Origin of the sequence: Streptomyces noursei (assembly GCF_001646665.1) — a bacterium.
Lineage (GTDB): Bacteria > Actinomycetota > Actinomycetes > Streptomycetales > Streptomycetaceae > Streptomyces > Streptomyces lavendulocolor.
Map to the genome: position 1 here is coordinate 89,735 of NZ_LWBU01000384.1, position 25,104 is coordinate 114,838.

Genomic DNA, 25,104 nt, shown 5'->3' on the forward strand with positions numbered 1-25,104 from the left:
GTCCCGAACCCGCCCGACCCGGCCCCCCGGGCCCGACCGCCGCACGGCCGCTCCCGCCGCCGGGCCGCTGCGACCCCTTCCGTGGAGGACCCCATGCGTACCGATCCCACCGCCCCCGCCAGTCTGGGCCTGAGCTGCTACACCGAGAACCTGGCCGCCTACCTGGCCGCACGCGCCCCCGGCTCCACCGACCTGCTGGCCCGCTCGGTGCGGCTGGCGGTGGACCCCGTCACCGGGCGCTTCTCGCACCACGACCGTGCCCTGAACAACCTGCCCGGCGGGCGGCGGCTCGGCTACCGCGGCGCCCCCGACGCCGAGACCGCCCTCGCGGGCATCACCGCCGAACTGGACCGGCTGGGCCGGGTCCTGGTCGTCGCCGACAGCGGCGCCCTGCCCTGGCTGTCCGGTGCGCCCGACGAGCACGCCCCCCACCTGGTCCTGGTGGACGGCCGTACGCCGGAGGGCGCCTGGCACGTGGTGGACGGCTTCTCCGCGCTGTTCGACGGTGGCGCGTCCCAGGAACCGTTCTCCGGGGAACTGTCCGCCGACGAGTTCACCGCGCTGCTGGGCTTCCCGCGCGGGCTGTCCGAGGTGCACCGCACCCGCAACGCGCTCGCGTACGGGTTCCCGGTCGCCCCGCCGCCGTACGAGACGTACCAGTGGCTCGCCGAGGAGCCGGGCAGCACCGACGAGCGGCTGCCCGGCGGGCCGTGGCTCACCGGAGCCGGCGCCCTGGAGGAGACCGCGCGGCTGCTCCTGGCCGACCTCGGGGACGGCGGCGCCCGGGGGGTGCTGGAGGACGTGTGGGCGGCGGCGCAGCACCATCTGTTCCGCGACGCCCATCTGCTGGCCGCGGCGGACGACGCGCTCTCCCCCGCGGAACGGGACGCGATCGGCACGACCACCGCCAAGTGGCGGGAGCTGCCCCGCCTCCTCCGCTTCGCCGCCAACTCGGCCCGCCGCGGCCGGCCCCGGCCGTCCCTGGTCGGCGGGGCGTTCACCGCCCTGGCCGAGGCGGAGGCGGCGGCCTCGCCGCTGCACGCCGCGCACGGTTACGGCGTGCCCACGGCCCGTCCCGCCGCCCGTTCCCACGCCCGGCAGGGAGGGTGACCGCGATGCCGGCCCAGCCGCTCACCCTGTGGGACCGCTTCGCCCGCACGGCCCACCGCCACCCCGACCGCACGGCGCTCACCGTGGGAGCCACGACGCTGTCGTACGGCGAACTGCGCGCCCGCGCCGAGACGCTGGCCGCCCGGCTGCGCACCGCCCGGCCGGGGCCCGGCGGGCGGCCGCCCCGCCGGGTCGCGCTGCTGGCGGTGCGCACCCCCGTGACGTACGCCGCCTACCTGGCCGTGCAACGGCTGGGCGCGGCCGTGGTGCCGCTCAACCCGGCGGCCCCTCCGGGCCGCAACGAGACGGTCGTGCGGCACGCCGGCGCCGAGATGGTGCTGGCCGACGCGGAGGCGGACGCCCGTCCCGCGGGCGGAGCCGTGCCCGTCGTCCCGGTGGCGCTCACGGACGGCGCGGGTGCGCCCGACCTCGGCGGCCTGCCGGGCCCCGGCCCGCGGGACACCGCGTACATCCTCTTCACCTCCGGCTCCACCGGCCGCCCGAAGGGAGTGGTGATCCGGCACGCGAACACCGACGCCTACCTCGACCACGCCGTCGCGCGGACCGGCGCCGGGCCCGACAGCCGGCTGTCGCAGACCTTCGACCTGACCTTCGACCCCTCCGTCTTCGACATGTTCGTCGCCTGGAGCACCGGCGCGGCGCTCGTCGTGCCCACGCGGGACGAGCTGCTGGACCCCGCCGGGTTCGTGGCGCGGCACGCACTGACGCACTGGTTCTCGGTGCCGTCGGTCGTCTCGCTGGCCGCCCGGCTGCGGCGGCTGCCGCCCGGCGCGATGCCGACCCTGCGGTACGCGGCCTTCGCCGGCGAACCGCTCACCCTGCGGCAGGCGCGGTCGTGGGCCGCGGCCGCTCCCGGGGCACGCCTGGAGAACCTGTACGGCCCCACCGAACTGACCGTCACCTGCACCGGCTACCGCCTCCCCGCCGATCCGGCCGACTGGCCCCGCACCGGCAACGGCACCCTCCCCATCGGCACCCCCCACCCCGGTGCCGAGGCCCTGGTGGTGGACGAGCGGATGTGCCCCGCCGAGGAGGGCGAACTGCTGGTGCGCGGGGCGCAGCGGTTCCCCGGCTACCTCGACCCGGCGGACGACCCCGGCCGGTTCGCCGCGGGTGAGCCGGGCGGGGGCCTGCGGCCGTACGAGGAGGGCCCGCTGACGGACGCCCACTGGTACCGGACCGGGGACCGGGTGGCGCGGACCGGCGACGGCCTGCTGCACCTGGGCCGCCTCGACAGCCAGGTCAAGCTGAGCGGCTACCGGGTGGAGCTGGGCGAGGTGGAGGAGGCGCTCCGCTCCCGGCCCGGTGTCGTCGACGCGGTCGTGGTGGCCCGCACCGACCGGGCGGCCCCGGCCCTGGAGGCCGTCTACACCGGGGAGGCCCCGGACCCGGCGCCGCTGCTGGACGCCCTCCACGAGCGGCTGCCCGCCTACATGGTGCCGCGCACCCTGCTGCGCCTCACCGAACTGCCCCTCAATCTCAACGGCAAGACCGACCGCAACGCCGTGCTCGCCGCCCTGGACACGGCCCGCCCGGCCGCCCCGGCCGCCCCCGCCGCATCCCGCCCCGCCGCACCCGCGGACCGGACCATGCCCGCGGACCCGACCACACCCGGCGCCCGCCGCGCGCCCCTCCCGGAAGGAACCCGGTGACGTGACCGCGACCACCGCCCCCCACACCACCCAGCTGCCCGGCCGTGAGGAGTTCTGCACCGCCATGGCGCAGCTCGCCACCGGCATCGCCGTCATCACGACCGGCAGCCCCGGCGGACCGGTCGGCTGCACCGCCAGCGCGGTGCTGTCGCTGTCGACCGACCCGCCCGCCCTGCTCGTCTCGCTCGCCAGCGGCGGCCGTACCGTGCGGCACGCCCGCGACCACGGGAGCTTCGCCGTCAACATCCTCAGCTGGCAGCAGCGGGACCTGATGGACCGGTTCGCCCGGCTCCCGGCGGCCGAACGCTTCCAGGGCGTCGCCCACCGGGACCAGGACGGCTGCCCGGTGCTGGACGGGACGGCCGCCACCGTGGTGTGCCGGCTCGACCGGGCGCCCACCGCGTTCGACCACACCCTGCTGATCGGCCGCGCCCTGTGGACCCGTCAGGACCCGGACGCCCGGGCCCTGGTGCTCTACCGGCGCCACCAGCACGCCGTGGCCGGCTGAGCACCCGTCCGGGGCGCGCCGCCGGAACGGCCGCTCCCGCACGCGTACACACCCCGTACGCACACCCCGCACTCCGCGACCCGCACCCGTGCACGCACCGACGTCCGACAGGGATGAGCAGAGATGGATACGAGCGTCTTCGGCACCATGGAATCAGAGGTACGCAGCTACAGCCGGGCCTGGCCCGCCGTGTTCACCACCGGGCACGGCGCCGTACTGCGCGACGAGGACGGACGGTCGTGGATCGACTTCTTCGCCGGCGCGGGCGCCCTCAACTACGGCCACAACCCGCCCGCCCTCAAGGCGGCGCTGCTGGAGTACCTGGGCGGCGACGGCGTCACCCACGGGCTCGACATGCACACCGCCGCCAAACGCACCTTCCTGGAGCGGCTGCGCGACCTGGTCCTCGTCCCGCGCGGCATGGACCACCGCGTCCAGTTCCCCGGGCCGGGCGGCACCAACGCCGTCGAGGCCGCGCTGAAGCTGGCCCGGAAGGTCACCGGCCGCCACACCGTCGCCTACTTCGAGCGCGGCTTCCACGGGATGACGCTGGGCGCCCTGGCCGTCACCGCCAACCCGGTCAAGCGGGCCGGTGCGGGGGTGCCCCTGCCGCACACCGTGCCGCTGCCGTACGACGACCCCGCCGACGACGACGAACGGGCGGTGAGCCGGCTCGCCCGGTCGCTGGACACGGCCACCGAGGCGGGACCGCCCGCGGCCGTGGTGGTGGAGACCGTGCAGGGCGAGGGCGGCGTCAACCCGGCCCGTCCGGCGTGGCTGCGGGCGCTCGCCGCCTGGGCCCGCGACCACGGCACGCTGCTGGTGGTGGACGACATCCAGATGGGCTGCGGGCGCACGGGGCCGTTCTTCTCCTTCGAGGACGCGGGAATCGTGCCGGACATCGTCTGCCTGTCCAAGTCCATCAGCGGGTACGGGACGCCCATGGCCCTGACGCTGATCCGCCCCCAGTACGACGTCTGGAAGCCAGGCGAGCACAACGGCACCTTCCGCGGCTACAACCCGGCGTTCGTCACCGCCGCGCGGGCGCTGGAACTGTTCTGGTCCGACGGCGTGCTGGAGGCCAGGACGAGGGCGCTGGGGCAGCGGGTCGGCGACGCGCTGGCGGACACCGCCCGGCGGCACGGGCTGCCGGCCCCCCGGGGCCGGGGCCTGGCGTGGGGCCTGCCCTTCGACCGCCCGGGGCAGGCGCGCGCGGTGTGCGACGCCGCCTACCGGGGCGGTCTGCTGGTGGAGACGGCCGGACCGAACGACGAGGTGGCCAAGGTACTGCCGCCGCTGACCGTGCCCGACGGGCAGCTGGAGCGGGGACTGGCGATACTCGACGAGGCGGTCGCCTCGGTGGCCGGCGCACGGAGCCTGGCCGCCTGACCGGGCCCGCGGCGCCGTGCGCGCCCGGGCCCCCGGACGAGAACGGCCCCGGGGCGGACCCGCTCCGGGGCGGATGGAGGAGAGCGCATGTCGGTCGACCTCGTCGGCTTCCTCGGCGTCGTGCTGGTGGCCTACGTGGTCCCCGGCCCGGACTTCCTGGTGGTGGTGAGATCGGCTGCCGAGCACCCCTCGAAGGGGCGGGCCGCGGCGCTGGGCGCCCAGGCCGGCCTGTGCGTGCACATGCTGGCGGCCGCCGTCGGGCTGTCGGTGGTCGCCGCCCGCTCCCCCGCGGTGTACGACGCCATCAAGCTGCTGGGCGCGGCCTATCTCGTCTACCTGGGTGTACGGGCGGTGCTCGCCGCGCACCGGGCCGCGCGCGAACGGCGGCACACGGACGGGCCGGTCACCGCGGCACCGGCGGAGCCCGGCCGGCCGGCCGAGGAGGAGGGGTCCGCCCGGAGCCGCTGGCGGTCGGGCTTCACGCAGGGTTTCCTGACGAACGTCCTCAACCCCAAGGCGGCGCTGTTCTTCCTCAGCATCCTGCCGCAGTTCGTCAACGGCAGCGGTTCGCTCACCCGGCAGATCTTCTTCCTGGGGATCCTGGACGTCGTCATCGGCGTCGTCTACTGGTTCGGTCTGGTCCTCGTCGCCGCCCGGCTGCGCTCCCTGCTCGCCCGGCCCAAGGTCCGCCACCGCTGGGAACTGACCACCGGCTGGCTGTTCATCGCCATCGGCGTCGGCGTCGCCACCCTCGCCTGACCGCGGTCACGGAGGGTGGACGGTGACCGCCGTGACCCCGGTGCCACGTGGCGTCCGGTCGTGGCGGGGACGGCCGGGGAGCTCCCCGGCTTCGACGGCATGACGACGGCGCTCCGCCGCTGAGCCCCGCCCGTCGTGCTCACTCCAGCGAGGCGATCCGGGCCAGCAGCGGAGCGGTCCCGTCCTCCTCGGCGATCCCGGCGGCGAGTTCGGCCGCGCGCCGGCGGTGGGCGGGCTCGGAGAGGCAGGCGGTGAGGGCGTCGGCGAGGGCCTCGGCGGTGAGGTCCTGGAACGGCACCGGCCGGGGGGCGACTCCCAGCCGGTGGAGCCGGGAGGCCCAGAACGGCTGGTCGGCCATGACGGGTACGGGTACGGCGGGTACCCCGGCCCGCAGTCCCGCCCCGGTGGTACCGGCCCCGGCGTGGTGGACGACGGCCGCGGTACGGGGGAACAGCCAGTCGTGCGGGACGTCGCCGACGGCCAGGACGTCGTCGCCGCCGCCACTCAGCCCGGCCCACCCCGCCTGCACCACGGCGCGCACGCGTGCCCGCTTCACTGCCGCGGCCACCAGCTCACCGAGCCGTTCCCCGTGTCCCGGGGCCATGCTGCCGAACCCGATGAACACCGGGGGCGGGCCCGCCCGGAGGAAGTCGGCCAGTCCGCCCGGGGGTTGCCAGCCGGCCGGCCTGGCGGGCCACCAGTAGCCCGCCACGTCGACCCGGGACGGCCAGTCGTCGGGGCGCGGCACCACCAGCGGGCTGTAGCCGTGGAAGACCGGCCGGAGGTCCCCCACAGGGGCGGGCGCACCGGCGGGCAGCCCGAGGCGGGCGCGCAGCCGGGTCACGGCGCCGGCGAAGACCCCTTCGGCGCGTTTCAGCACGTCGCGGCCCGCCGCCAGGTTGCCCTCCGGCCCCGGGTCGCCGGTGCGGTGTGCGCCGGGCAGCGGGAAGTGCCGCGTGGCGAACGCCGGTGTGAGGTAGGTGCCGATGACGGGGACGCCGAGCGCTTCGCCGGCCGTCAGGGCGAGCGGTGCCGGGCCGAAGGGGGTGAGCAGGAGGTCGGTTCCGCCCGCCACGGCCTGCTCCACCCCGTCGGCGAGCCCGTCCGCGTACGCCCTGGTGAGCGCCCGGACCTCGTCGCGTGAGGCCGCCCGGGACCAGGCCCGGATCAGCTCCCGCGGGTCTCCCGGCACGGGCCGGTGGTCGAGACCGCAGGCCCCGACGAGTGCGGCGAACTCCGGGTGGGCGGCCACGGCGACCTGATGCCCCGCGTCCAGCAGGCGCCGCCCCAGCCCGGTGAAGGGTGCGACGTCTCCGCGTGATCCGGCGGTGATGATCAGAATGCGCATGGCGCGATTCTCCTCCGTGCGCGCGTCCCGTCGACCGCCCTTGTCACACGGGCCGGGGTCTCCGGTGGCGGGCTCACGTCCTGGAGAGCCTTCCCGGGCTCGGGGGCCGGGTCTCCTCGCGCTCCTGCGGCACCAGGTCCGAGACCTCGTACGCGAGGCCGGCGGGCACCGCCGCGTCCACCGCCCGGACGACCTTGCCGCAGCCGCTGTACTTCTGGGGCGAGAGTTCGATCAGGCAGCCGGACGCGCCGAAGAGGGTGCGGTCGTCACCGTCCCGCTCCACGCCGACGATCTCGTCGAAGGGCATACGGTGCGGTCGCCCGGCCCCGTCGAGCTCCGCCACACCGTCGTCGGTCAGCACCAGCCGGGACCGGCGCGCGGCGCCGTACCTGGCGCGCGCCAGCAGGGGCGGCCGGAACACCTCGCCCGCGGGCAGCGGTCCTGGCGCGCAGCAGCCACCCCGGGGCAGCGGCCGGCCGTCCGGGCCGGTCAGCCGGGGCTCGACGTCCGGTGCGACGACCAGCTGAGCGGTGGTCAACGCCCGCGCGAAGCAGGCGCGTATCTCCTCGGGCGCGACGGAGCGCAAGCCGGCCAGCCGGGTGGCGGCGTCCCGTGCCGGCAGGCCGGACAGCTCGCGGGAGGCCGCCAGGTCCAGCTCGGCCTGGACGGCGCGCGGGTCCTCGTAACTCTCCCGGAAACCCTCGATCTCCTCCGCGAGCTCGTCCTCGGTGGGCAGTTCGCGGCCCAGGCGCAGCGTTTCCTGCCAGAGCAGCTCAGCTGTCTCGGCGTCGTGCCCGGGACGGGAGTCCAGCGCGACCAGGGCGTCCATGGTGTGCGCGTCGCGCGGGCACGACTCGGCCAGGACGGCGTAGCTCAGGCCTCGGCGGTGCCGTGCGACATCGGTGAGCCGGTGTTCGAGGAGCGCGAGGCCGAGGGCGGCGGCCGGTGAGCCCAGGGGCATCGCCAGGGCTATGCCGGCGCCCTCGATCGGCGCCTCGTCCCAGGACGCGCCGGTACGTGCGGCCGGGGCCGTGCGGTGCGGCGGCCGGCCCTCGGGCAGCGGGAGCCGCAGTTCTTCGGGCGGGGGGCCGGTGAGTTGGAGGACGGCGTTCGCGCGGGTGAAGTACGCGGCGGCGTGCGCCTGGACGGTGTCCGGGGGAAGCCGGTCGTGGCCGGGCCCGATGTAGGGCGCGAGGCCGGGCCCCCGGGCACCGTACCGCTGGTTGAGCAGGAAGGCGGCGGCGGGGAACGTGACCGAGGACGCCTCGGCGGTGAGCACGCCCGCCTCGTGCGGGATCCGGTCGAGCGGCAGGTCGGACAGGGCGGCGCAGACCGCCGCCAGGAACGCGGTGATCTGTTCCGGGCGTCCGGAGGCGGTGAACCGGGTGGCCTCCAGGTCGACGGAGGCGTTGTGTTCGTGGTGCAGCCGGGGCAGCGTGCTCATCACCAGGTGCTCGATGAGGTGGGTCACCCCGATGGTGCGGAAGGTCTCGTCCCGGGCTCCGCACCCGAAGGTGAGTGCGGCGGCGAGCGGGGCCGGGCCGGGGGCCCACAGGACGGTGACGCCGTCGATGGTCGTGCGCTGCATGGGCCCGACTCTACCGACGGCCCGCGTGCGGCCCCGGGTCCGGGCCGTGTCCGGGCCGTTTCCGGCCGTGCGGGGTGCCGCCGCCCCGCCCACGCCGGCTCGGCCGCGCCGTGCCGCGCTGAGCCGGCGGAGGGAGGGCCGCCGGGGGGATGGGGTCAGCGCACCTGGAAGTCGACCCGCGGGGAGGCGCGCCGCCGCACGGCCGGGCGCCGGGCGTGGCGCCCCGGGGGCCGACGGCCGGCATGCCGTGCGGCCGGCCGCTACTGGATGTTCAGGCGGAGCGGGTGCGTGGCGTCCACCGGGCACGTGAAAACGCGCAGTTCACCGAAGCGGCCGACGTTGAGGTCCGGGTCATGGCCGCTGTCGAACGTCAGGAGGAGCCGGCTGCGTGCCCCGCAGGCCGGGCAGTCGATGCGCATGAGGTCCGTCAGGTGCCAGCTGGGCCAGCCACCGGCCTTCCACCCCTCCTGGCAGGACAGGACGCGGTGGTACTCGGCGTCGCGGTCCTCCGCCCAGGCCTCGGCCTCGGCCACCAGTTCGTCCGGCAGTTCGTCCTGGTCGGGCAGGTCGGTGACCTCGACCGGGTCGAGGAGGCAGGGCCGCGGCACGTACCGCGCCACGGCGTCGGCCGGCGGCGCGGGAGGTTCCGCGAGGGTGCCGGTCAGTGCCGCAGGGCGGTGGCGCATCTCGACGGCGGGTCCCCAGTAGTGCGCCTGACCGGGCAGGTCGGAGTGCTCCTGCGGGCACCACAGGACCTGAAGGACGTCCATGCCCTCCGGCCAGTCGAGGGTGGGGGCGTCCTGTGCGCGGAGCTGCAACACCGCGACCATCGGCACTCCCGGGTCGGCGGGGACCGGCACCCTGCGGATCCGCTCCCAGGTGCGCATGTCGAGGGCGCCCGCGCCGTCCATGATGCGGGTCTGGAGTGCGGCCTCCTCGTGGGTGAGTTCGTACGCGCTGTTCGGCCTGCCCGCCCGTCGGTCGCGCATGGCGCGGTCCGTCCGCTGCCATGCCTCGCGCTCCTGCTCGGAGAGCTTCTCCCGTACCTCGACCAGGTGCGGCCCTCGGCACACGGGCCATTCCTCCTCGGCCGGCCACAGCAGCGGGCCGCCCACGTGGCTGTCGCGTGCGGTGGGCCGGCCCGTTCGCGGGCGGAGCAGGGTGGCCTTGCGGGCGTAGGGCGCGAGGGCGGGTATGTCGGCGAGGAGCGCGTCGACGCTCGGGTTCACGGTTGTCACACGGAACACCGTAGATCGCGGTCCGGCGGCCGGGTGACGCGTCGCGGCGCAGGCACGGGCGCGGGGCCGCGGCGGCCGGGGGCGCGGCCGGGACGGCACGCTCGCGCAGGCCGTCGCAACCGGCGGCGTGAGGGCTCGGGGCGTCGCGCGGGCACGGGACCGTGCCCGGCTCGGGGGGCGCCCAGGCGGGGGGTCGTGCCCGGCTCGGGGCGGCGCGCGCGCCGGGACCGAGCCCTACTTGGGGCGGCGCGTGGGCCAGGACCGGGCCCGGCGCGGGGCGTCGCCCGGGGGCGGGACCGTGCCCTCAGTCGCGCTGTCGCTGGGGCAGCGAGAGGTAGAGGCGGGTGCCCCCGGGCGTGAAGCCGACGCGTTCGTAGACGCGGCGGGAGCCCTCGCCGCCGTACTCGAGCCAGACCGATCCGGCCCCCCGGGTGAACATCGCTCCGCTCAGCGCGGCGGTCACGGCGGCGGCGACGCCGCGGCCGCGGTGGGCCGGGCGGGTACCGACACCTGACAGTTCGGCGGTGCCCTCGGCGGGCGGGGAGCAGGAGGCTCCGCCGGCGCAGCCGCCCTCCGGGGCGCGGACGAAACGCACCGCTCCTCCAGTGCGCTGGGTGCGCCTCAACCGGTCCGCGCCCTGCGCGGAAGGGGCGAAGACGCCGCCGAACGCCTCGGACAGCGCGGCGTCCAGCGCGGTGTACTCCTCGTCGGTGACCGGGACTTCCACGCGCGGGGCGTCGGCGGACCGGGGGGCCGCCAGTGTGGCGGGGGTGCAGACGAGGTACTCGTGCACCGCCTCGGTCGCGAAGCCCGATGCCCGCAGGGCGGGCGCCACCCCGGGGGCGGCCTCCGGGCAGAACTCCAGCCGCGGCAGCAGGCCGTGCTCGCGGAACACGGCGATCAGTGCCGTGATGTCCCGCCCGGTCGGTTCGGTTCCGGGCAGCGGGGTGGCGTAGTTGAGGTACGGGCTGTCGCTGCCGGGGCTGAAGCCGGCGACGAAACCGCCGGTCTCGACGACGACGGGGCGGCGGCGGAGGTTGGCGACGGCGAAGTTCTGGACCTGCGTGTCCATGGTGGGTTCGACCTCACGAAGTCTCGTGATCGGCATGGGCGTTGCGGTGGACACCGCACCGTGGGGCCGCCGTGCGGGACGTCGTGCCGGGCGGACCGAGGCGCCCGCTGTGCAGCGGACTGCTCAGTGCCGGCGGCGGCCGCTGGGGGACGCCGGGATCATTGGCTGTCGTTCCTCACCGTGAGTGCGGTCCGCGGGGCGCAGACCGCGGGTCACTTTTCCACGGCCTGGTCGGGGCGGGCAAGGCGTTTCCCGGCGTTTTCCACGGCGCGGACCGGCCTTGCCCGTGGGTCGGGTCAGGCGACGAAGACGCAGAACGGGTGACCCGAGGGGTCCGCCAGCACGTACAGCGGTTCGTCGGGGTCGTCGTGCCGGTCGAGCAGGAGACGGGCGCCCAGTGCCTCGGCCCGCGCGCGCTGCCGGTGGAGCGCGTCCACGTCCGGAACCGTGCAGTCCAGATGGAGTTGCATGGGAACGTCGTGCCGGGGCCAGGTGGTCCGAGGGAGCTCGTCGACCCGCTGGAACGCCAGCCTCGCCCCGCCCTCGGCGTCGCGCAGGACGAGCCAGTCCCTCTCGTCCTCACCGCCGTCCTGGGGCGGCTCGTCACCGGGGCGGTAGAAGTACCCGAGCAATTGGCGGTAGAACTCGGCGAGTTCCCTGGGTTCCGTGGTGTCCAGCACGGTCTGCAGCAACTGCGGGTGTTCCGTCATGGGGGCCTCCGTTTCCTTGGCCTTCCTTCGCCGGCCCGGATGGGCCGACGGCGCCGAGGGGCGGCGCCCCCTCGGCTTCCCCCACCGCTCGCCGTCAATCGCGCATCCGTCACGTCCGCCGGGTCCCGCACACGGTTATGGTCGTTCGCCGGGTATCAGGTGGCGGCCGGCGGACGGCCGAGTGCACCGACGACGGGGATCAGGGGGTTTGGCATGGACGCCAGTATCACTTCGGCGTTGATCGGCGCCATCGCCGTGGGCGGCACGGCTCTGGGCACGGTGCTCGGCGGATGGGTCCAGGCGCGTGGCGGCCAGGCCCAGGCGAAGGCCGCCCAGCAGGCCGCGCAGATAGCGGCGGAGGCCACACACCATCAGGCCCTCTACGACCGCCGCTGGTCGCTCCTGGCGGCCTACCTGCGGGCCGCCAGCGAGTGCATGGAGGCCGCGGACCAGCTCTACACCACGGACTCCGTGCCGGAGACCCGGCGGCGGTGGCACGCGTTCACGCTCGCCCACGCGGAGGCCGAACTGGCGGCCCCGGCGCCGCTTCTCGTTCCCATCGACGACGTCCGCAAGGCCGTGGGGCGCACGTACTGGACGGCTCAGCGGTCCGCGCCCGCGCGGCGCGCCTGGAAGGAGCTGCACAGGCGGGCCAAGCAGGGCGAGGCGGCAGCGGTCCGGGCGCGCGAGGCGGTCGAGGCCCTCTGGGAGGTGGACCAGGACGCCCCGCACGCGCGTCGGGCGGCGTCATCGGCGTACGCGGAAGCGGAGCAGGCTCTCGGCGGCCTGCCCGGGTTCGACGACGACCACACGGCTCTCCTGCTGAACATGACCCGACACCAGTGGGAGGCCGCCGGCCGCGAGAGGGAGACGCGCAAGGAGAACCACCTGGCGGCCCGCCGGGAACTGGTGGCGGCGGCGCGGAACGTCTTCGGCACGGACCGCTTCTGAAGAACGCGGCACGCACCGGCCGCCGCCGCCGAAGCGGCGCATTGCCGTCGCGCCCGCTGGGCGGCCATCCGCGGGGGCGCACCCCGCTCACCCACCTACACGAGGGCTATGGCCGAGCCGGCGGTGACGGAGAGCTCGGCGGCGTGGAGGAGCTGGAGGCAGACGTAGGACTCGACGCGGTAGCGCTGCCGGCCGCCAGGGGCGGGTGTACCGGCTTCGACCGCCGCCGATACCTCTTCGGAGTTCGGGTCCAGACGCTCGTCCAGGCCGAGAGCCCGGGCGATCTCGCGGACCTCGGCGAGCAGCCGCACGGAGGAGCCCACGTAGCCGCCCGGGGCGGCCTTGTCGACGATGACGTGCGGGAGGTCGACGGGGACGTAGTAGCCCTCGCAGTCGGAGTGGTGGACCAGGTGGTCGAACGGCCCGGGGCGTTCCTCGTCGGGCGGAGTCCGGTACACCTCACGCAGGAGCGGATCGTCGGTCGCGCGGGCCCCGCCGAGCGGCAGCGGCTCGGGCAGGCGGCCGTCGTCCGCGAGGTGGACGGCGAGACGGCGAACCGCGTGCAGTCCGGAGTAGCCCCACATCTCGAACTCCGTCTCCCGTGCGTCGACACGGTCCGGTTCCGTCCATGGGGCCGCTCCGGCCCGCTCCAGCAACGTCCCGATCGCGTCGAAGTCGCCGCGCAGCGCCTCGGCATGCTCTTCCTCGACATCGGTCAGCACACCGACCACCATGTTCGGCCCCATGCTCCGCATCATGACAGCGGCCACTGACAGGGGCCCGCCCCCCGGTGGCCCGTCGGCTCGCGAAGGTCGCCGGCGCGGGGCGGGGGCACGGCCCCGGCCGGCGGTTCCCGGCCCCGAACGGGACGGGGCCTGTCTCACGCGCGGCGCCGTACCCCGGTCCGGCCGGCGGCAGTCGGTCAGGAGCCGAACTCCTCCTTGCTGACGTCCTTGACGAACTTCCACCCTTCGCCGGCCGGCTCGAACACGTACACGTACTGCCCCGCCCACGGCACGTCCGGCCGTGGGTCGGCGCCGGAGCGGTCGGTCGTGTAGGGCGTCGTGATCTCCTGGATCCGGACCTTGGCCCGCGCCCCCTGGATCTCCACGTCGGTCAGGGTGACCTTGGCGCGTGCATGACTCCACTCACGGCCCGTGGGGGCCGCGAACCTGCGCCACTCGGCGTCCTTCTTGTCCGCCCTGGCCTGGAAGATGCCCTCCGCGGCGACGCGAATCGACTCCCGTCGCCGTTCCCGCTCGGCCTCCTCCATCCAGTCGTGCACGACCAGCGACCCCCCGCCCACGGCGATGACGGCTGCCAGGGCGGCGAGCAACTGCCTGTGGATCCTGCGCATGGTCCCCCTTCGAACACGGCGAATGCGCAGCGTACGCGATCATGCCCTGGCAGAGTGCGGGGCAGGTGGCGCGGTGCACCGGCCGTGCGCGTGCCCAGACGAAGGGCGGGACTGTGCGGCGTGCGGCGGTGGGTGTCGATGTCGGCGGAACGAAGATGCTGATGCTCGCCCAGGGCGGGGAGCTGCTTGGGGCTGACATCAGCCGGCGGGTCGGCACCGGGCCGGAGACCGGCCCTGCCGAGCTCGAGAAGGCCATCGAGGAGTTCCTCGTCGAACACCGGCTGGAGCCTACGGCACTGGGCGTGGCGGTCCCGGGGCTGGTCGAGAGTGGCCGGGTCGAGGTCTCCGACGTTCTGCCGCAACGCGCCGGCTGGAACGGCCCGGTCACCCAAGCCCCCTGCTCGCTCCTGGTCAACGACATCAGGGCAGCGCTCGCGCAGGAGACGGCCACGCTGCCCGTGGACGCCACCGCCGCCGTGGTGGTGTGCGGGACAGCCGTGGGATCGGCGTACTTGTCCGAGGGGCGAGTCGTCCGCGGGGCCCGCGGCTGGGCCGGCGAGATCGGCAGTCTTCCGCAGACCACACCACAGGGCGTGCGCCGGCTCGACGAACTGGCCGGCGGGGGCGCCATCGTGAGTGCGGCCCGAATGCCGCCCGGACAGATCCACACCGCGCTCTCCACAGGGGACCGCCGTGTGCAAGCCATCGTGCACGCGGCGGGCCATGCGTTCGGGCTGGCTCTCGCCTCGCTGATCAACATGCTGAATCCGCACGCCGTCCGCGTCGCGGGAGGCACCCTCACCTACCGGGGCTACTGGGACACCGCGCTGGAGGCCGCGCGGGAACACTCCCTGCCCGAACTGTGGCATGCGTGCACCGTCACCCGGATCGACCACCCGGAACCCGTCGTCGCACGCGGCGCCGTCCGGCTCGCCACCGCCATGGCCGACGGTCACGCCTGGGTCCGCCAGTACCTATGAGCCGGCGTGTCGAGGACCAGCCCCACGGCCGGCGTCCCACGGCACTCGCGAGCACCTGTCGCGCCCGCAGCCTCCTGCCGGGGCCGAACCCGCCGGGCGCGGGCAGTGCCGGGCGCGGTCCGGCTCCACCGCGGGTGCGCAGCGTCCGGATGACGCGGGGCGGGTCCGTACAGCGACGGTGCGGCCGGCGCGTCAGGGGCGACCGGTCACCCGTCGGCGCCGTGTACGACGCCCGCGGCGCCGGTGCAGCGTCAGGCGGGGCCCGGGGGGTGGCGGCGTGTGAAGCGGGTCCGGGCGGCTTCATGAGCGTGGCGCAGCAGTTGGACGACCAGGCCGGTCGTCCTCTCGCCGGGGTTGACGACGGAGACCCAGCCGAGCGGGCCATAGACGGGGTGGGGCAGCACGATGTCGACGGCTGCGTGGTCGCGCGGACGGCTGATGCGGCGTGGTTCCTCTCCGGTGAGGTCCTGGAACGTCGCACGGTCGACGTGGACGTTGACGCGCCAGCGGCCCGGAGGGTCGAGGTCGGAAGCGGCGTCGTCCGGGTAGTCCTTGGTGACGATCGTTCCGTAGGGCTGGACGTTCTCGGGGGTCCGGCCGTCCGGGGCGTAGTAGAAGAACGCGTCCCCCCAGGCGACTTCGGGGAAGTCGCCTCCCGGCTCCGGGACGAGCACGAGTGCGCCGTCGAAGCCTCGCACGGTCGCGATGATCTGTTCCATACTCATGGTTCAAGCATGACCTTCAAGTGCTTATGTGGGGTTGGCCGGTGGGAGAGGACGCGAGCGGTTCCCGGCACGTGCCGCTGAGGACGGTCGATGTCGCCAGGGAGTCCGGGTACTCGGTGCAACAGGTCCGCGATCTGGAACGGTCGGGAGTCATCCCCCCGGCCGCTCGATCGAGCAACGGTTACCGGTCGTACACCTCGGCCCACGTGCGGGCTCTCCGCGCCTATCGGGGACTCGCCGGTGCTGTCGGGCCCGTCTCGGCCCGGAAGATGCTCACGGAGCTGCGGACGGCGACGGTCGAGACGGCGGCCGCGGCGATCGGCGGGGTGCACGTCCGGCTCGCGCGGGAGCGGGACGAGGCTCTGCGGGCCCAACGAGCACTGCACGCCATCCGGTCGGAGACGGACACTCCTGAGCCGGAGCAGGAGAGCGACGCGATGACGATCACGCAACTGGCCGCGGCGCTCGGCGTGCGTCCCTCGACCCTGCGGTTCTGGGAGCTGGAAGGCCTCGTCGCCCCCGAGCGGGTGACGGCACTGCGGGCCCGTCGCTACGGGCTTCCGGCGATCCGGGCGGCCCGGATCGTCGCGGCCCTCCGCGGGTCCGGTCACGGCATTCCCGCCGTACGCGACATCATGGCGTCCCTGCACCGGCTGGACGGCGCGGAGGAGACGGAGCGCATCCTGCGACGGCGCCTGGACCTGATCGCCGCACGGACCGTCGCGCTGCTGCGGGCGGGCGCGGACCTGGCAGCCGTCGTCACGTCGGCGCAAGGGCCCGCCGATCGGCCGCCGGCCACGGATCGCCACGAGTGCTGACGCGTGCGTACGATCCAGGTCGTCGTCGAGCCATGACGACCGGGCGGGCGGCGCCGGCCCCGACGCCGGGGCGGTCAGCGGCGCCCGAGGGTGGACTACGTGCACGCAATACGGGCACGGGCATGGTGTGTCCGCAGCTACGACCCCCCTGGCGTTACAGGTCCGGTGCGTGCTGCAGCGTGCCGGGTTCTGCCTCCTGGACGCGGCTGACGACGTGACACCCGGCATGCGCGTCAGCGACGTTCCGTCCGGGGTGTTGATCCACTGGACCGCGCTGGGCGGGCGGTCGGAGCAGAACGGCGCACACGTCCCCGGAGGGCACTCGGAGTCGATCGTGCGCGCCGCGGTCCTGGCAGTTCTGACCGGCCACGGGCTCTGCGTCCTGTCGAGCGGCGCGGCCGGCGACCTGATCGTCCTCCCGCCCGATCAGGCGCGTTTCCGCACCTGACGGGGTGTTCGGTCAGGACTGCCGGACGTCCGGCACGGTCATGGGACAGGCGAAATACTTCCCTACATAATCCTTGGACATGGGAAAGACTTACGCGCGTATCGACGGCCGGCTGCGCACCTTCATCGAGCAGCAACCGATGTTCTTCACGGCGACCGCCCCGCTGACCGGCGACGGTACGGTCAACCTCTCCCCCAAGGGCCTGAAGGGCTCCTTCGTGGTGCTCGACGAGGAGCGGGTCGCCTACCTCGACTTCGCCGGCAGCACCGCCGAGACCGTCGCACACCTGCGGGAGAACGGCCGGATCACACTCATGTGGTGCGCCTTCCAGGGCCCGCCCAACATCGTCCGGGTACACGGCAAGGGCGAGCCCGTCTTCCGGGACGACCCGCGCTTCCCCGAACTGCTCGCCCACTTCCCCGACATCGACCCGGCCCTGCACGGGCTGCGCGCGATCATCGTGGTGACGGCCGGACTGATACGGGACTCCTGCGGGTACGGGGTGCCGTTCATGTCGTACGACGAGGACCGCGACCTGCACGGCAGGCGCTTCGCCCGGGAGGACGACGCCTCCCTCAGCGCGTACTTCGCCAAGAAGGAGCACATCGCGCAGAGCATCGACGGCCTTCCCGGGCTGCCGCTCCCGCTGCCTCCCGCCGCCTTCTGAGCCCGCCGCCCCGCCTCGCCCCACCGCGCCGGGGGCGGACGTGATCAACCGCCTGCCCGCAGGCGGTCGGTGAGGAACCCGAGGATCTCGTCACGGGCCCGGACGGTGGGGTGGCCCGCCTCGTCCACGAAGTGGGCGGTGACGACGCTGTGCGGGGTGCCGACCAGGTCGGCGAAGAAGGGCGGCGGGGCCGGGTTGGCGGCGGCTGCCGGCAGGACGCGGCCGTCGAAGGCGTCGCCGAGCAGCGCCCGGTAGGCCGCGAAGCGCCGGCCCGTGCACCAGCGGTCCCCCTCGAAGCGGTACGCGAGGACGGTGAGCCCGTCGCGGTCGAGCCGGTCGCGCACCGCCCGCGCGTCCGCCGGGTCGAGTTCCAGTCCGCCCGGGTCGTCGAGCGGCAGCGACGGATGGTTGACCACCGGGGCGATCACCGCCGGCTCCAGGGCCATGGTGAGGGCGAAGTTGCCGGTGAAGCACAGGCCGATCGCGCCCACCCCCGGGCCCCCGCACGCGGCGTGGGCCTGGCGCGCCAGGCCGCGCAGCCAGTGCGTCACGGGGCTGGTGCCGCCCCCGGCGAAGGCGGCGAACTCCGCGCTGACGCAGGCACGGCGCACCACCTCCCGGCCGCCCTCGACCGTGGGGAAGGCACCGTCGGTGCCGAACAGGGACGGCACGTGGACGGTGAAGCCCGCGTCGCGCACCCAGCGCGCGAGCCGCAGGACGTCGGGGCTGATGCCCGGCATCTCGGGCAGCACCACGACCGCGGGCCCGGCCCCGGCCACGTACACCGTCTTCTCCACCCCCTCCACGGCCACGCTCCGGCGGGTGAAGTCGGTGATCGGATCGTCGACGCTCATGGGCCCCAGCCTGCTGCGGGTCCGGCCGCGGCGTGAGGGGCGGGATCGCCAGGGCCCGGGGTAATCTCGCCACCCGGCGAGCGGGCCGCATGACGCGCGGCCGACGACACCGGGCCGGCGACGACCGGCCGGTGCACCGGCGGACACGGGGGGCGATGGTGGAGGCGGCGCGGCAGCAGGACGAAGGCACGGGCGCGGGCGCGCTGCGGGTGGCGGTCCTGGCGTACCCGGGGTGTTTCGCGTCCGAGGTGTTCAGCGTCCCGGACCTGTTGACCATGGCCGGGCACGTCGCCGGGCCGGACGCGCCCGGCTGCCTGGTGTCGGTCGTCTCTCCCCGCCGCCGGGTCACCGCCTCGGGCGGCGCGGGTCTGGACGTACGCCCCCCGCGAGAGGCCGACGTACTGGTGGTTCCCGGGTTCGAACTGAGCCCGGGCACGGACCTCGACGCGCGGCTCGCCCGGCTCGCCCCCGAGATCGCGGTGATCCGCGAGCGGGCCGCGGCCGGGACCGCCGTCGTCTCCCTCTGCGTCGGCGCGTTCCTGCTCGCCGAGGCGGGGCTCCTCGACGGGCGCCGGGCCACCACCTCCTGGCTGCACGCCGCGGAACTGGCCAGGCGCTGCCCGGGCGCCGACGTACGGCCCGAGCACCTGGTCGTCACCGACTCGGGGGTGACGACCACGGCCGCCTTCAGCTCCATGTACGACTTCGCACTGGACCTGATCCGCCGGCACCACGGCGCCGGGGTGGCCCGGACCACCGCCCGGGTGGCCCTGGTCGACGACGCGCGCTCCTCACAGACCCCGTACGTCGATCCGCGGCTCCTGCCGCAGCCCGGCCGGGAGTTCGCCCAGCAGGTCATGCGGCGCCTCGACCAGAACCTCGCCGAGCGGTACGACCTCGCCGCGCTCGCGGCGGCCTTCCGGGTCAGCACGCGCACGCTGCTGCGCCGCTTCGGCGAGGAGACCGGCCGCAGCCCGCTGGCGCATCTGCAGGCCTCCCGCGTCCGCCGCGCCCGCCATCTGCTGGAGACCACCGACCGCACGGTGGCCGCGATCGCGGCCACCGTCGGCTACCAGGACCCCGGCACGTTCGCCGCCCTCTTCGCCCGTCACACGGGCCACCGTCCGCACGCCTACCGGACCGCCTTCCGCCGGACAGCCGAACCAGCCGAACCAGCCGGAACGGTCGAACCAGTCACGGCAGCGGGGCAGGTGACGGCGCCACAGGGCGGCGCGGCCGGGCGGCGCACCGGCGGCGGGTGAGGACCGCGCGCCGGGGCTGGAGGCCGGAACGGACCCGGCCCTGGACCTGTGAGCGTCGGGTCGGCGGACCGACATCGGTCGAAGCCCAAAGCTGCTGGTCAGCTACGGTGGCGGCATGACTGACAGCCTGCCCGAGGACGTAGCCGACGTGCTTGACCTCGTCCTGAACCCGGACGAGCCCGTTCACGTCGCCCTCCGACGGCAGGTGCCCCGGCTCAGGGTGCAATCCCGCTGTGAGTGCGGTTGCGGCACTGCCTACTTCGACCTGGACACCGACGCGGTGGAGCCCGCGCCAACGGGCCCCAGCACCGTCGTGGCTGCCGACGCACAGCTGTTCACCGAAACCGGCGAGTGCCCTGGCGAGGTCCTGGTCTTCGCGCAAGGCGGCTACCTCTCATGGCTGGAGGTCTGCTCCTGGAGCGATGACATCGAGGTGAATCTCGCCGCGGCGCGGCGCTGGCTACAGCCATCGTCCTGAACCCGAGCCGGCAACAGCCGGCGACCGCGGCGATTCGAGCCCTCCCGGACGCGGCTGGATGGTGCGGACCGGTGTTACCGGCGGTCATTCCGGCCGGCCTGTTCTGTTTCACCCGGCGCCCGTCTCAAATCGTAGGATCAGGCGGCTTCATAAGTGGTGAGATATGCCACACGGGTAGTAGTTAAATCGTATACGAACTCGTCCCGTATACCAGGAATGCGACCTGCACCGGGGCCGATCGACCGCATTTTTTCAGCCCCGTCGAGGCGGGCCCGAAGCCCATGGAGGGCGGCGATCCGGGGGCCGGCCGACCGGCGGGGGAGGCCATTCAAGTCACCGCGCACGTCAGCGCCTTCGCCGGTCCGGTCGAGCGGGAGGGCAACAGAACCGAACCATCACCCACATCATCTGCACGGACAAGCGGAGCGAAGAGGGCATAACGCCCGATTGGCTGCGCCACGCTCCGGCTGTATGTTTCGACGTGCAACAAACCGAACGCTGTGTCAGTGAGAGGGAGAACCACCATGAACCACGCCTCACGTCAGCAGAGTTGGAAGATCCAGACGGAATTACCCGTCGAGTACGAGATAGTCGAGTCGCACGGCCTGCTGAATCCGGATAACCCCGAACTCCTCACGATTCCCGGCGGCGGTCGCGGTTCCGGGACCCGCCTCGTCATTCTCGACCATTCCGTCGAGGAGTTGTACGGCACCGCGGTCCGCGCCTATTTCTCGAAGAACGACGTGAAAGTCGATTACCTGACGCTTCCCGGCTCGGAGGAGAACAAGTCCATCGAGCGCGTTCTGGAAGTCGTCAACAAACTCAACGAGGTCGGCACCAACCGGCTCAGCTCACCGCCGATCGTCATCGGCGGCGGCGTCGTGGCCGACGTGGTGGGGCTGGCCGCGAGCCTCTACCGGCGCGGCATCCCGTTCGTCCGCGTACCGACCACCCTCCTCGGTCAGGTCGACGTCAGCGTCGCCGCCAAGTCGGGGATCAACTACGGCGGGTACCGCAACCGTCTCGGGGCCTACACCCCTCCCCCGAGGACGCTGATCGACCGCTCCTTCCTCGCCACCGTCCCGGACCGGCAACTGCGCAACGGGATGGGCGAGATCTTCAAGATGGCCCTGATCAAGGACCTCCGGTTGTTCGAACTCCTGGAGGAATACGGCGCGGAGCTGATCGAGACGCGCTTCCAGGACCCCGAGCCGGGCGGCGAAGGGCTTCCGGGGACCGTGGCCGACGAGGTCATCGGCCGTGCCATCGCGGGGATGGCCGAGGAACTCCAGCCCAATCTGTGGGAGAAGGACCTCAAGCGTTCCGTCGACTACGGACACTCCTTCTCGCCCCTGGTGGAGATGCGGGCGCTTCCCGAGCTGCTGCACGGCGAGGCCGTGGCCATGGACTGCGTCTTCTCCGCCCTGATCGCCGCGGGCCGGGGCCTGATCGACGGCGACCAGTTCGACCGCATCGTCGCCGTCGCGCGGCGCATGGGGCTCGAGCCGTCGCACCCGCTCTTCTGCGACGTCGCACTCGTCCTGGAAGGCCTCGCGGACACGGTCCTGCACCGCGACGGCATGCAGAACCTGCCGATGCTCACCACGATCGGCCAGGTGTGCTTCCTCAACGACGTGACCGAGGCCGAGATCGGACGTGCCTGCGACGGCATGGCCCGCCTGCTGGGCACGGACGCCGGCCGCCCGGGCCTGCCCGTCGGGGCGGACCGATGACCGCAGGCCCCACCGGGCCGGCTCCGCCGGAGAAGGCGGTCGTGGTCGTCACCGGCGGCAGCAAGGGCATCGGCCGCGCGTCCGCGCTCGCGTTCGCGGAGGCCGGGATGCGTGTCGTCATCGCCGCCCGCAGCGAGGAGCGGGGCGCCGGGACCGAGCGCGAGATCCGGGACCGGGGCGGCGAGGCGCACTTCGTCCGCTGCGACGTGACGAGTCCCGCCGATGTCCGGGCACTGTTCACCCGGGCGCTCGAGCGGTACGGGCGGGTCGACTGCGCGTTCAACAACGCCGGGATCCCCGGCGACGGACGGCTCACCGACCTGACCCCCGAGGACTTCGACCGCACCTTCGCCGTCAACGCCCGCGGGCTGTGGCTGTGCATGCGGGAGGAACTGCGGATCATGTCCGCCCAGGGCGGCGGCAGCATCGTCAACAACACGTCGGTGCACGGCGTCAGGACCGTCTTCCCGGGCATCGGCGCGTACGTCGCCTCCAAGCAGGCCGCCGTCGCCCTGACCCGCATGGCGGCCTTGGAGCACGCCCACGAGGGCATCCGTGTCAACGCCGTCGCCCCGGGCCCCATCGAGTCCGACATGCTCGCCGCCTCGGAGGCGGCCGTGGGCGGGGCGACCACCTGGCGCGGCCTCATCCCGTCCGGTGAGATCGGCACCCCGCGCCACGTGGCGGACGTGGCGCTCTGGCTGTTCTCCGCCTCCTCCTCGTACGTCAACGGGCAGGTCATCGGCGTCGACGGCGGATTCCTCGCGACCTGACCACCCGGTCGCCCGTCCCCCCTGCCCAGTGCAGTGAAGGAACACCCATGGAACGTTTCAGCACCTACGACTACATCGTGGTCGGCGCGGGCGCGGCCGGCAGCGTCGTCGCCGCCCGGCTGAGTGAGGATCCCGGCCGCAGCGTCCTGCTGCTGGAGGCCGGACCGGCCGACACCGACCCGCGGATCGCCCGGCCCGCCTCCTGGCCGTCGCTGCTCGGCGGCGAACTCGACTGGGGCTACCGCACCGTCCCGCAGACCGCCCTCGACGGCAGACGCCTCGCCTGGCCCCGCGGCCGGGTCGTCGGCGGATCCGGGGCAATCAACGCCATGGTCCACGTCCGTGGCGCGGCCTCCGACTTCGACACCTGGCAGCGCTGGGGCGGCGAGACCTGGAACGCCCACCACGTCCTGCCCCATCTGGAGGCCCTGGAGGGCCCCGCCCACGACACGCCGTACGGCAAACTGCCGGTCGCCCGGAACACCGAACCCCACCCGTTCGCGGCCGCCTTCGTCGAAGCCGCGCAGAAGTACGGGCTGCCGGGCAACCCGGACTTCAACGCCGGCCGGCAGGAGGGCGTGGGCCTCTACCGCACGACCCGTACCGCCGCCGCACCCGGTGCCCCGGCCCGCCGCGGCAACACCGCCCGCACCCATCTCGCGCCCGCCCTCGACCGGCCCGGCCTCACGCTCGTGACGGAGGCGTCCGCGCACGCCCTCGTGCTGGAGGGCGACCGGGTCACGGGCGTCCGGTTCCGGCACGGCGGCGCGGTGACGACGGCGCGGTGCACCACCGAGGTCGTGGTGTGCGCCGGGGCCGTCGCCGCGCCGCAACTGCTGCTGCTCAGCGGCCTGGGCCCGGCCGGCGACCTTGCGGCGCTGGGCATCCCGGTGGCCGTGGACCTGCCGGGCGTCGGCGCGAACCTCCACGACCACGTGCAGGTCTCGCTCGCCTACGACACCGCCGACGGCCACCCCGTCGCCGACTCCTCCAACCTCGGCGAGGCCGGCGGTTTCGTCCGCCTCGGCAGCGCCTCGGAGGAGCCCGAGGTGCAGCTGTCCTTCGCGCCGATGAAAGACCTCAACAACGCGGCCCGCCTCGGCCACGGCTTCACCATCGGCCCCGGCGTCACCCGGCCCCTCAGCCGCGGCCGGCTCACCCTGGCCTCGGCCGACCCCGAGGCGCACCCGCTGATCGACCCGGCCTACCTCACCCACCCGGCCGATGTCGACGTCCTGGTGGAGGGGGTGCGCATCGCCCGGGACATCGCCGCCACCGACCCGCTCGCCGGACTGACCACCGGGCGGCCCCCGCTCGGCGCCACGGCGACCCGGCGGGAGCTGGAGGCGTTCGTGCGCGCCCACGCCCAGACGCAGTTCCACCCGGTCGGCACCTGCCGGATCGGCATGGACGGGGACGGCGGCGCGGTCGTCGACCCGAGGCTGCGGGTGCGGGGCGTGAGCGGACTGCGCGTCGCCGACGCCTCCGTCGTCCCGAACATGATCACCGGCAACATCCACGCAGCAGTCGCCGCCGTCGCCGAACGCGCGGCCCGGTTCATCCAAGAGGACAACGCATGACGCACGAGCCAGGCACGACGGTACGGCCCCAGGACGACGGCACCCTGCGCTGGGGCGTCCTCGGCGCCACCTCCTACATCGCCACCCATCTGATGCCGGCCATCGCGGCCACGGACGGCTGCGCGCTCACGGCCGTCGCGAGCCGGCCCGGACGGGCGGCCGCCGCGGCGGAGCTGGGCCGGCCGTTCGGTGCCGCCGCCCACCGGGACTACGCGGCGCTCCTGGCCGATCCCGCGATCGACGCCGTCTACGTACCGCTGCCGAACACCGACCACGTCGAGTGGACCCTGCGGGCGCTGGAGGCCGGCAAGCACGTGCTGGTCGAGAAGCCCATGGCGATGGACGAGGACGGCTGCGCGCGGATCGAGAAGGCGGCCGAGGCCGCGTCGCGGACCGTGATGGAGGCGTTCATGTACCGCTTCCACCCGCAGCAGCGGCGTGCCGCCGAGATCCTCGCCTCCGGCGAGATCGGCGAACTGCGCGTCTTCCGGGCCTCGTTCGCGTACCGCATCGAGAGCGGCAGCGGCAACATCCGGCTCGACCCCGACCTGGGCGGCGGAGCCACCTGGGACGTCGGCTGCTACGCCGTCGACGCCCCGCTGCTGTTCTTCGGCCGGGCGCCCCGGCGGGTGCGGGCCCGTTTCAGCAGCCGCCCCGGCCTCGCGGTCGAGACCAGCGCGGTCGCGACGATGGACTTCGGCGAGGGCCGTTCGGCGGTCGTCGACTACAGCATCGACTACGGCCCCCGTGCCGCGTACGAACTCCAGGGCACCCGGGGCACCGTCATGGTGCGCAACGCGTGGGCCATGTCCGGGGAGGACGGCGTCGTCACCGTCCTCACCCATGACGGGGTCCGCGAGGAGACCGTCCCGGCGGCCGACCACTACCAGTTGCAGCTCGAAGCGTTCGCCCGGGCCGTACGCGACGGGGTCCCCGCGCCGATGCCGCTCTCCGACTCCCGGCGCACCGCCCGGGTGGGCAGCGCCCTGGTGGCGTCCGCGGCCGCCGGCGGCGCCGCCGTCAACACCGCGGACGACGCGTCGGCCGCCCTGTGACGGCGACGGCATCGCCGGCGGCCACCCG

General features: G+C 74.4%; 25 protein-coding genes. 16 read left to right on the forward strand and 9 right to left on the reverse strand.

Annotated features, from left to right (window positions below; translation table 11 throughout):
- Positions 1-93 precede the first annotated feature (93 nt).
- From A4V12_RS31040 to A4V12_RS31060, 5 genes are all read left to right on the forward strand, one after another.
- Positions 94-1,110 (forward strand): hypothetical protein, encoded by a 1,017-nt coding sequence (locus A4V12_RS31040; RefSeq protein ID WP_064072798.1) that lies wholly within the window; start codon positions 94-96, stop codon positions 1,108-1,110.
- A gap of 5 nt (positions 1,111-1,115) precedes the next feature.
- Positions 1,116-2,783: an amino acid adenylation domain-containing protein gene (locus tag A4V12_RS31045; protein ID WP_079137525.1), complete on the forward strand. Its 1,668-nt coding sequence runs from the start codon at positions 1,116-1,118 to the stop codon at positions 2,781-2,783.
- Position 2,784: 1 nt separating this feature from the next.
- Positions 2,785-3,291 carry a flavin reductase family protein gene (locus tag A4V12_RS31050; RefSeq protein ID WP_079137493.1) on the forward strand — a complete coding sequence of 169 codons (507 nt, stop codon included), beginning with the start codon at positions 2,785-2,787 and terminating at the stop codon, positions 3,289-3,291.
- Positions 3,292-3,414: 123 nt separating this feature from the next.
- Complete coding sequence (locus tag A4V12_RS31055) at positions 3,415-4,680, forward strand: aspartate aminotransferase family protein (RefSeq protein ID WP_064072800.1); 1,266 nt, start codon at positions 3,415-3,417, stop codon at positions 4,678-4,680.
- 87 nt (positions 4,681-4,767) lie between these two features.
- A complete protein-coding gene (locus A4V12_RS31060; protein ID WP_064072801.1) occupies positions 4,768-5,439 on the forward strand; it encodes a LysE family translocator in 672 nt (223 codons plus the stop codon).
- Positions 5,440-5,578: 139 nt separating this feature from the next.
- On the opposite strand, the gene A4V12_RS31065 is transcribed toward A4V12_RS31060, so the two are convergent.
- The 5 genes from A4V12_RS31065 to A4V12_RS31085 form a co-directional block, all read right to left on the reverse strand.
- Positions 5,579-6,787 carry a glycosyltransferase gene (locus A4V12_RS31065; protein WP_064072802.1) on the reverse strand — a complete coding sequence of 403 codons (1,209 nt, stop codon included), beginning with the start codon at positions 6,785-6,787 and terminating at the stop codon, positions 5,579-5,581.
- 73 nt (positions 6,788-6,860) lie between these two features.
- Positions 6,861-8,375 (reverse strand): insulinase family protein, encoded by a 1,515-nt coding sequence (locus A4V12_RS31070; RefSeq protein WP_064072803.1) that lies wholly within the window; start codon positions 8,373-8,375, stop codon positions 6,861-6,863.
- Between the two features lie 260 nt (positions 8,376-8,635).
- A complete protein-coding gene (locus tag A4V12_RS31075; protein ID WP_159028968.1) occupies positions 8,636-9,613 on the reverse strand; it encodes a hypothetical protein in 978 nt (325 codons plus the stop codon).
- A 304-nt stretch (positions 9,614-9,917) separates the two neighbouring features.
- Positions 9,918-10,685: a GNAT family N-acetyltransferase gene (locus A4V12_RS31080; protein ID WP_064072805.1), complete on the reverse strand. Its 768-nt coding sequence runs from the start codon at positions 10,683-10,685 to the stop codon at positions 9,918-9,920.
- Between the two features lie 296 nt (positions 10,686-10,981).
- Positions 10,982-11,395 carry a VOC family protein gene (locus tag A4V12_RS31085; protein ID WP_064072806.1) on the reverse strand — a complete coding sequence of 138 codons (414 nt, stop codon included), beginning with the start codon at positions 11,393-11,395 and terminating at the stop codon, positions 10,982-10,984.
- 213 nt (positions 11,396-11,608) lie between these two features.
- Here A4V12_RS31085 and A4V12_RS31090 point away from each other — a divergent pair, with 213 nt between their 5' ends.
- Entirely contained in the window at positions 11,609-12,346 is a 738-nt protein-coding gene (locus A4V12_RS31090) for a hypothetical protein (RefSeq protein WP_159028969.1), read from the forward strand.
- A gap of 95 nt (positions 12,347-12,441) precedes the next feature.
- Here A4V12_RS31090 and A4V12_RS31095 read toward each other — a convergent pair whose 3' ends face one another.
- Both A4V12_RS31095 and A4V12_RS31100 read right to left on the reverse strand, forming a co-directional pair.
- The gene (locus A4V12_RS31095) at positions 12,442-13,092 is read right to left on the reverse strand and encodes a hypothetical protein (protein WP_064072808.1); all 651 of its coding nucleotides are present in this window, start codon (positions 13,090-13,092) and stop codon (positions 12,442-12,444) included.
- 176 nt (positions 13,093-13,268) lie between these two features.
- Positions 13,269-13,703: a hypothetical protein gene (locus A4V12_RS31100; protein WP_159028970.1), complete on the reverse strand. Its 435-nt coding sequence runs from the start codon at positions 13,701-13,703 to the stop codon at positions 13,269-13,271.
- A 41-nt stretch (positions 13,704-13,744) separates the two neighbouring features.
- Between A4V12_RS31100 and A4V12_RS31105 the strand changes: the two genes are divergently transcribed.
- Complete coding sequence (locus A4V12_RS31105; RefSeq protein WP_234372402.1) at positions 13,745-14,683, forward strand: ROK family protein; 939 nt, start codon at positions 13,745-13,747, stop codon at positions 14,681-14,683.
- 251 nt (positions 14,684-14,934) lie between these two features.
- Here A4V12_RS31105 and A4V12_RS31110 read toward each other — a convergent pair whose 3' ends face one another.
- The gene (locus tag A4V12_RS31110) at positions 14,935-15,402 is read right to left on the reverse strand and encodes a DUF6194 family protein (RefSeq protein ID WP_064072811.1); all 468 of its coding nucleotides are present in this window, start codon (positions 15,400-15,402) and stop codon (positions 14,935-14,937) included.
- Between the two features lie 32 nt (positions 15,403-15,434).
- Between A4V12_RS31110 and A4V12_RS31115 the strand changes: the two genes are divergently transcribed.
- The 3 genes from A4V12_RS31115 (at position 15,435) to A4V12_RS31125 (ending at position 17,341) form a co-directional block, all read left to right on the forward strand.
- The gene (locus tag A4V12_RS31115) at positions 15,435-16,226 is read left to right on the forward strand and encodes a MerR family transcriptional regulator (protein ID WP_064072921.1); all 792 of its coding nucleotides are present in this window, start codon (positions 15,435-15,437) and stop codon (positions 16,224-16,226) included.
- A gap of 169 nt (positions 16,227-16,395) precedes the next feature.
- Positions 16,396-16,674, forward strand: a complete 279-nt coding sequence (locus A4V12_RS31120; protein ID WP_064072812.1) for a hypothetical protein — start codon at positions 16,396-16,398, stop codon at positions 16,672-16,674.
- A 79-nt stretch (positions 16,675-16,753) separates the two neighbouring features.
- On the forward strand, positions 16,754-17,341 hold the full coding sequence (locus tag A4V12_RS31125; protein WP_064072813.1) for a pyridoxamine 5'-phosphate oxidase family protein: 588 nt from the start codon (positions 16,754-16,756) through the stop codon (positions 17,339-17,341).
- Positions 17,342-17,385: 44 nt separating this feature from the next.
- Here A4V12_RS31125 and A4V12_RS31130 read toward each other — a convergent pair whose 3' ends face one another.
- Complete coding sequence (locus tag A4V12_RS31130; RefSeq protein WP_064072814.1) at positions 17,386-18,195, reverse strand: dienelactone hydrolase family protein; 810 nt, start codon at positions 18,193-18,195, stop codon at positions 17,386-17,388.
- An 89-nt stretch (positions 18,196-18,284) separates the two neighbouring features.
- Between A4V12_RS31130 and A4V12_RS31135 the strand changes: the two genes are divergently transcribed.
- From A4V12_RS31135 to A4V12_RS31160, 6 genes are all read left to right on the forward strand, one after another.
- Positions 18,285-19,457 (forward strand): GlxA family transcriptional regulator, encoded by a 1,173-nt coding sequence (locus A4V12_RS31135; RefSeq protein WP_234372403.1) that lies wholly within the window; start codon positions 18,285-18,287, stop codon positions 19,455-19,457.
- A gap of 115 nt (positions 19,458-19,572) precedes the next feature.
- Positions 19,573-19,935, forward strand: a complete 363-nt coding sequence (locus A4V12_RS31140) for a hypothetical protein (protein ID WP_064072815.1) — start codon at positions 19,573-19,575, stop codon at positions 19,933-19,935.
- 524 nt (positions 19,936-20,459) lie between these two features.
- The gene (locus A4V12_RS31145; RefSeq protein WP_064072816.1) at positions 20,460-21,668 is read left to right on the forward strand and encodes a sedoheptulose 7-phosphate cyclase; all 1,209 of its coding nucleotides are present in this window, start codon (positions 20,460-20,462) and stop codon (positions 21,666-21,668) included.
- A complete protein-coding gene (locus A4V12_RS31150) occupies positions 21,665-22,441 on the forward strand; it encodes an SDR family NAD(P)-dependent oxidoreductase (protein ID WP_064072817.1) in 777 nt (258 codons plus the stop codon). Before A4V12_RS31145 ends, A4V12_RS31150 begins: the two co-directional genes overlap by 4 nt.
- Before the next feature lie 47 nt (positions 22,442-22,488).
- A complete protein-coding gene (locus A4V12_RS31155; RefSeq protein ID WP_064072818.1) occupies positions 22,489-24,021 on the forward strand; it encodes a GMC family oxidoreductase in 1,533 nt (510 codons plus the stop codon).
- Positions 24,018-25,076, forward strand: a complete 1,059-nt coding sequence (locus A4V12_RS31160; RefSeq protein ID WP_064072819.1) for a Gfo/Idh/MocA family protein — start codon at positions 24,018-24,020, stop codon at positions 25,074-25,076. The genes A4V12_RS31155 and A4V12_RS31160 overlap by 4 nt, the downstream gene beginning before the upstream one ends.
- Positions 25,077-25,104 lie beyond the last annotated feature (28 nt).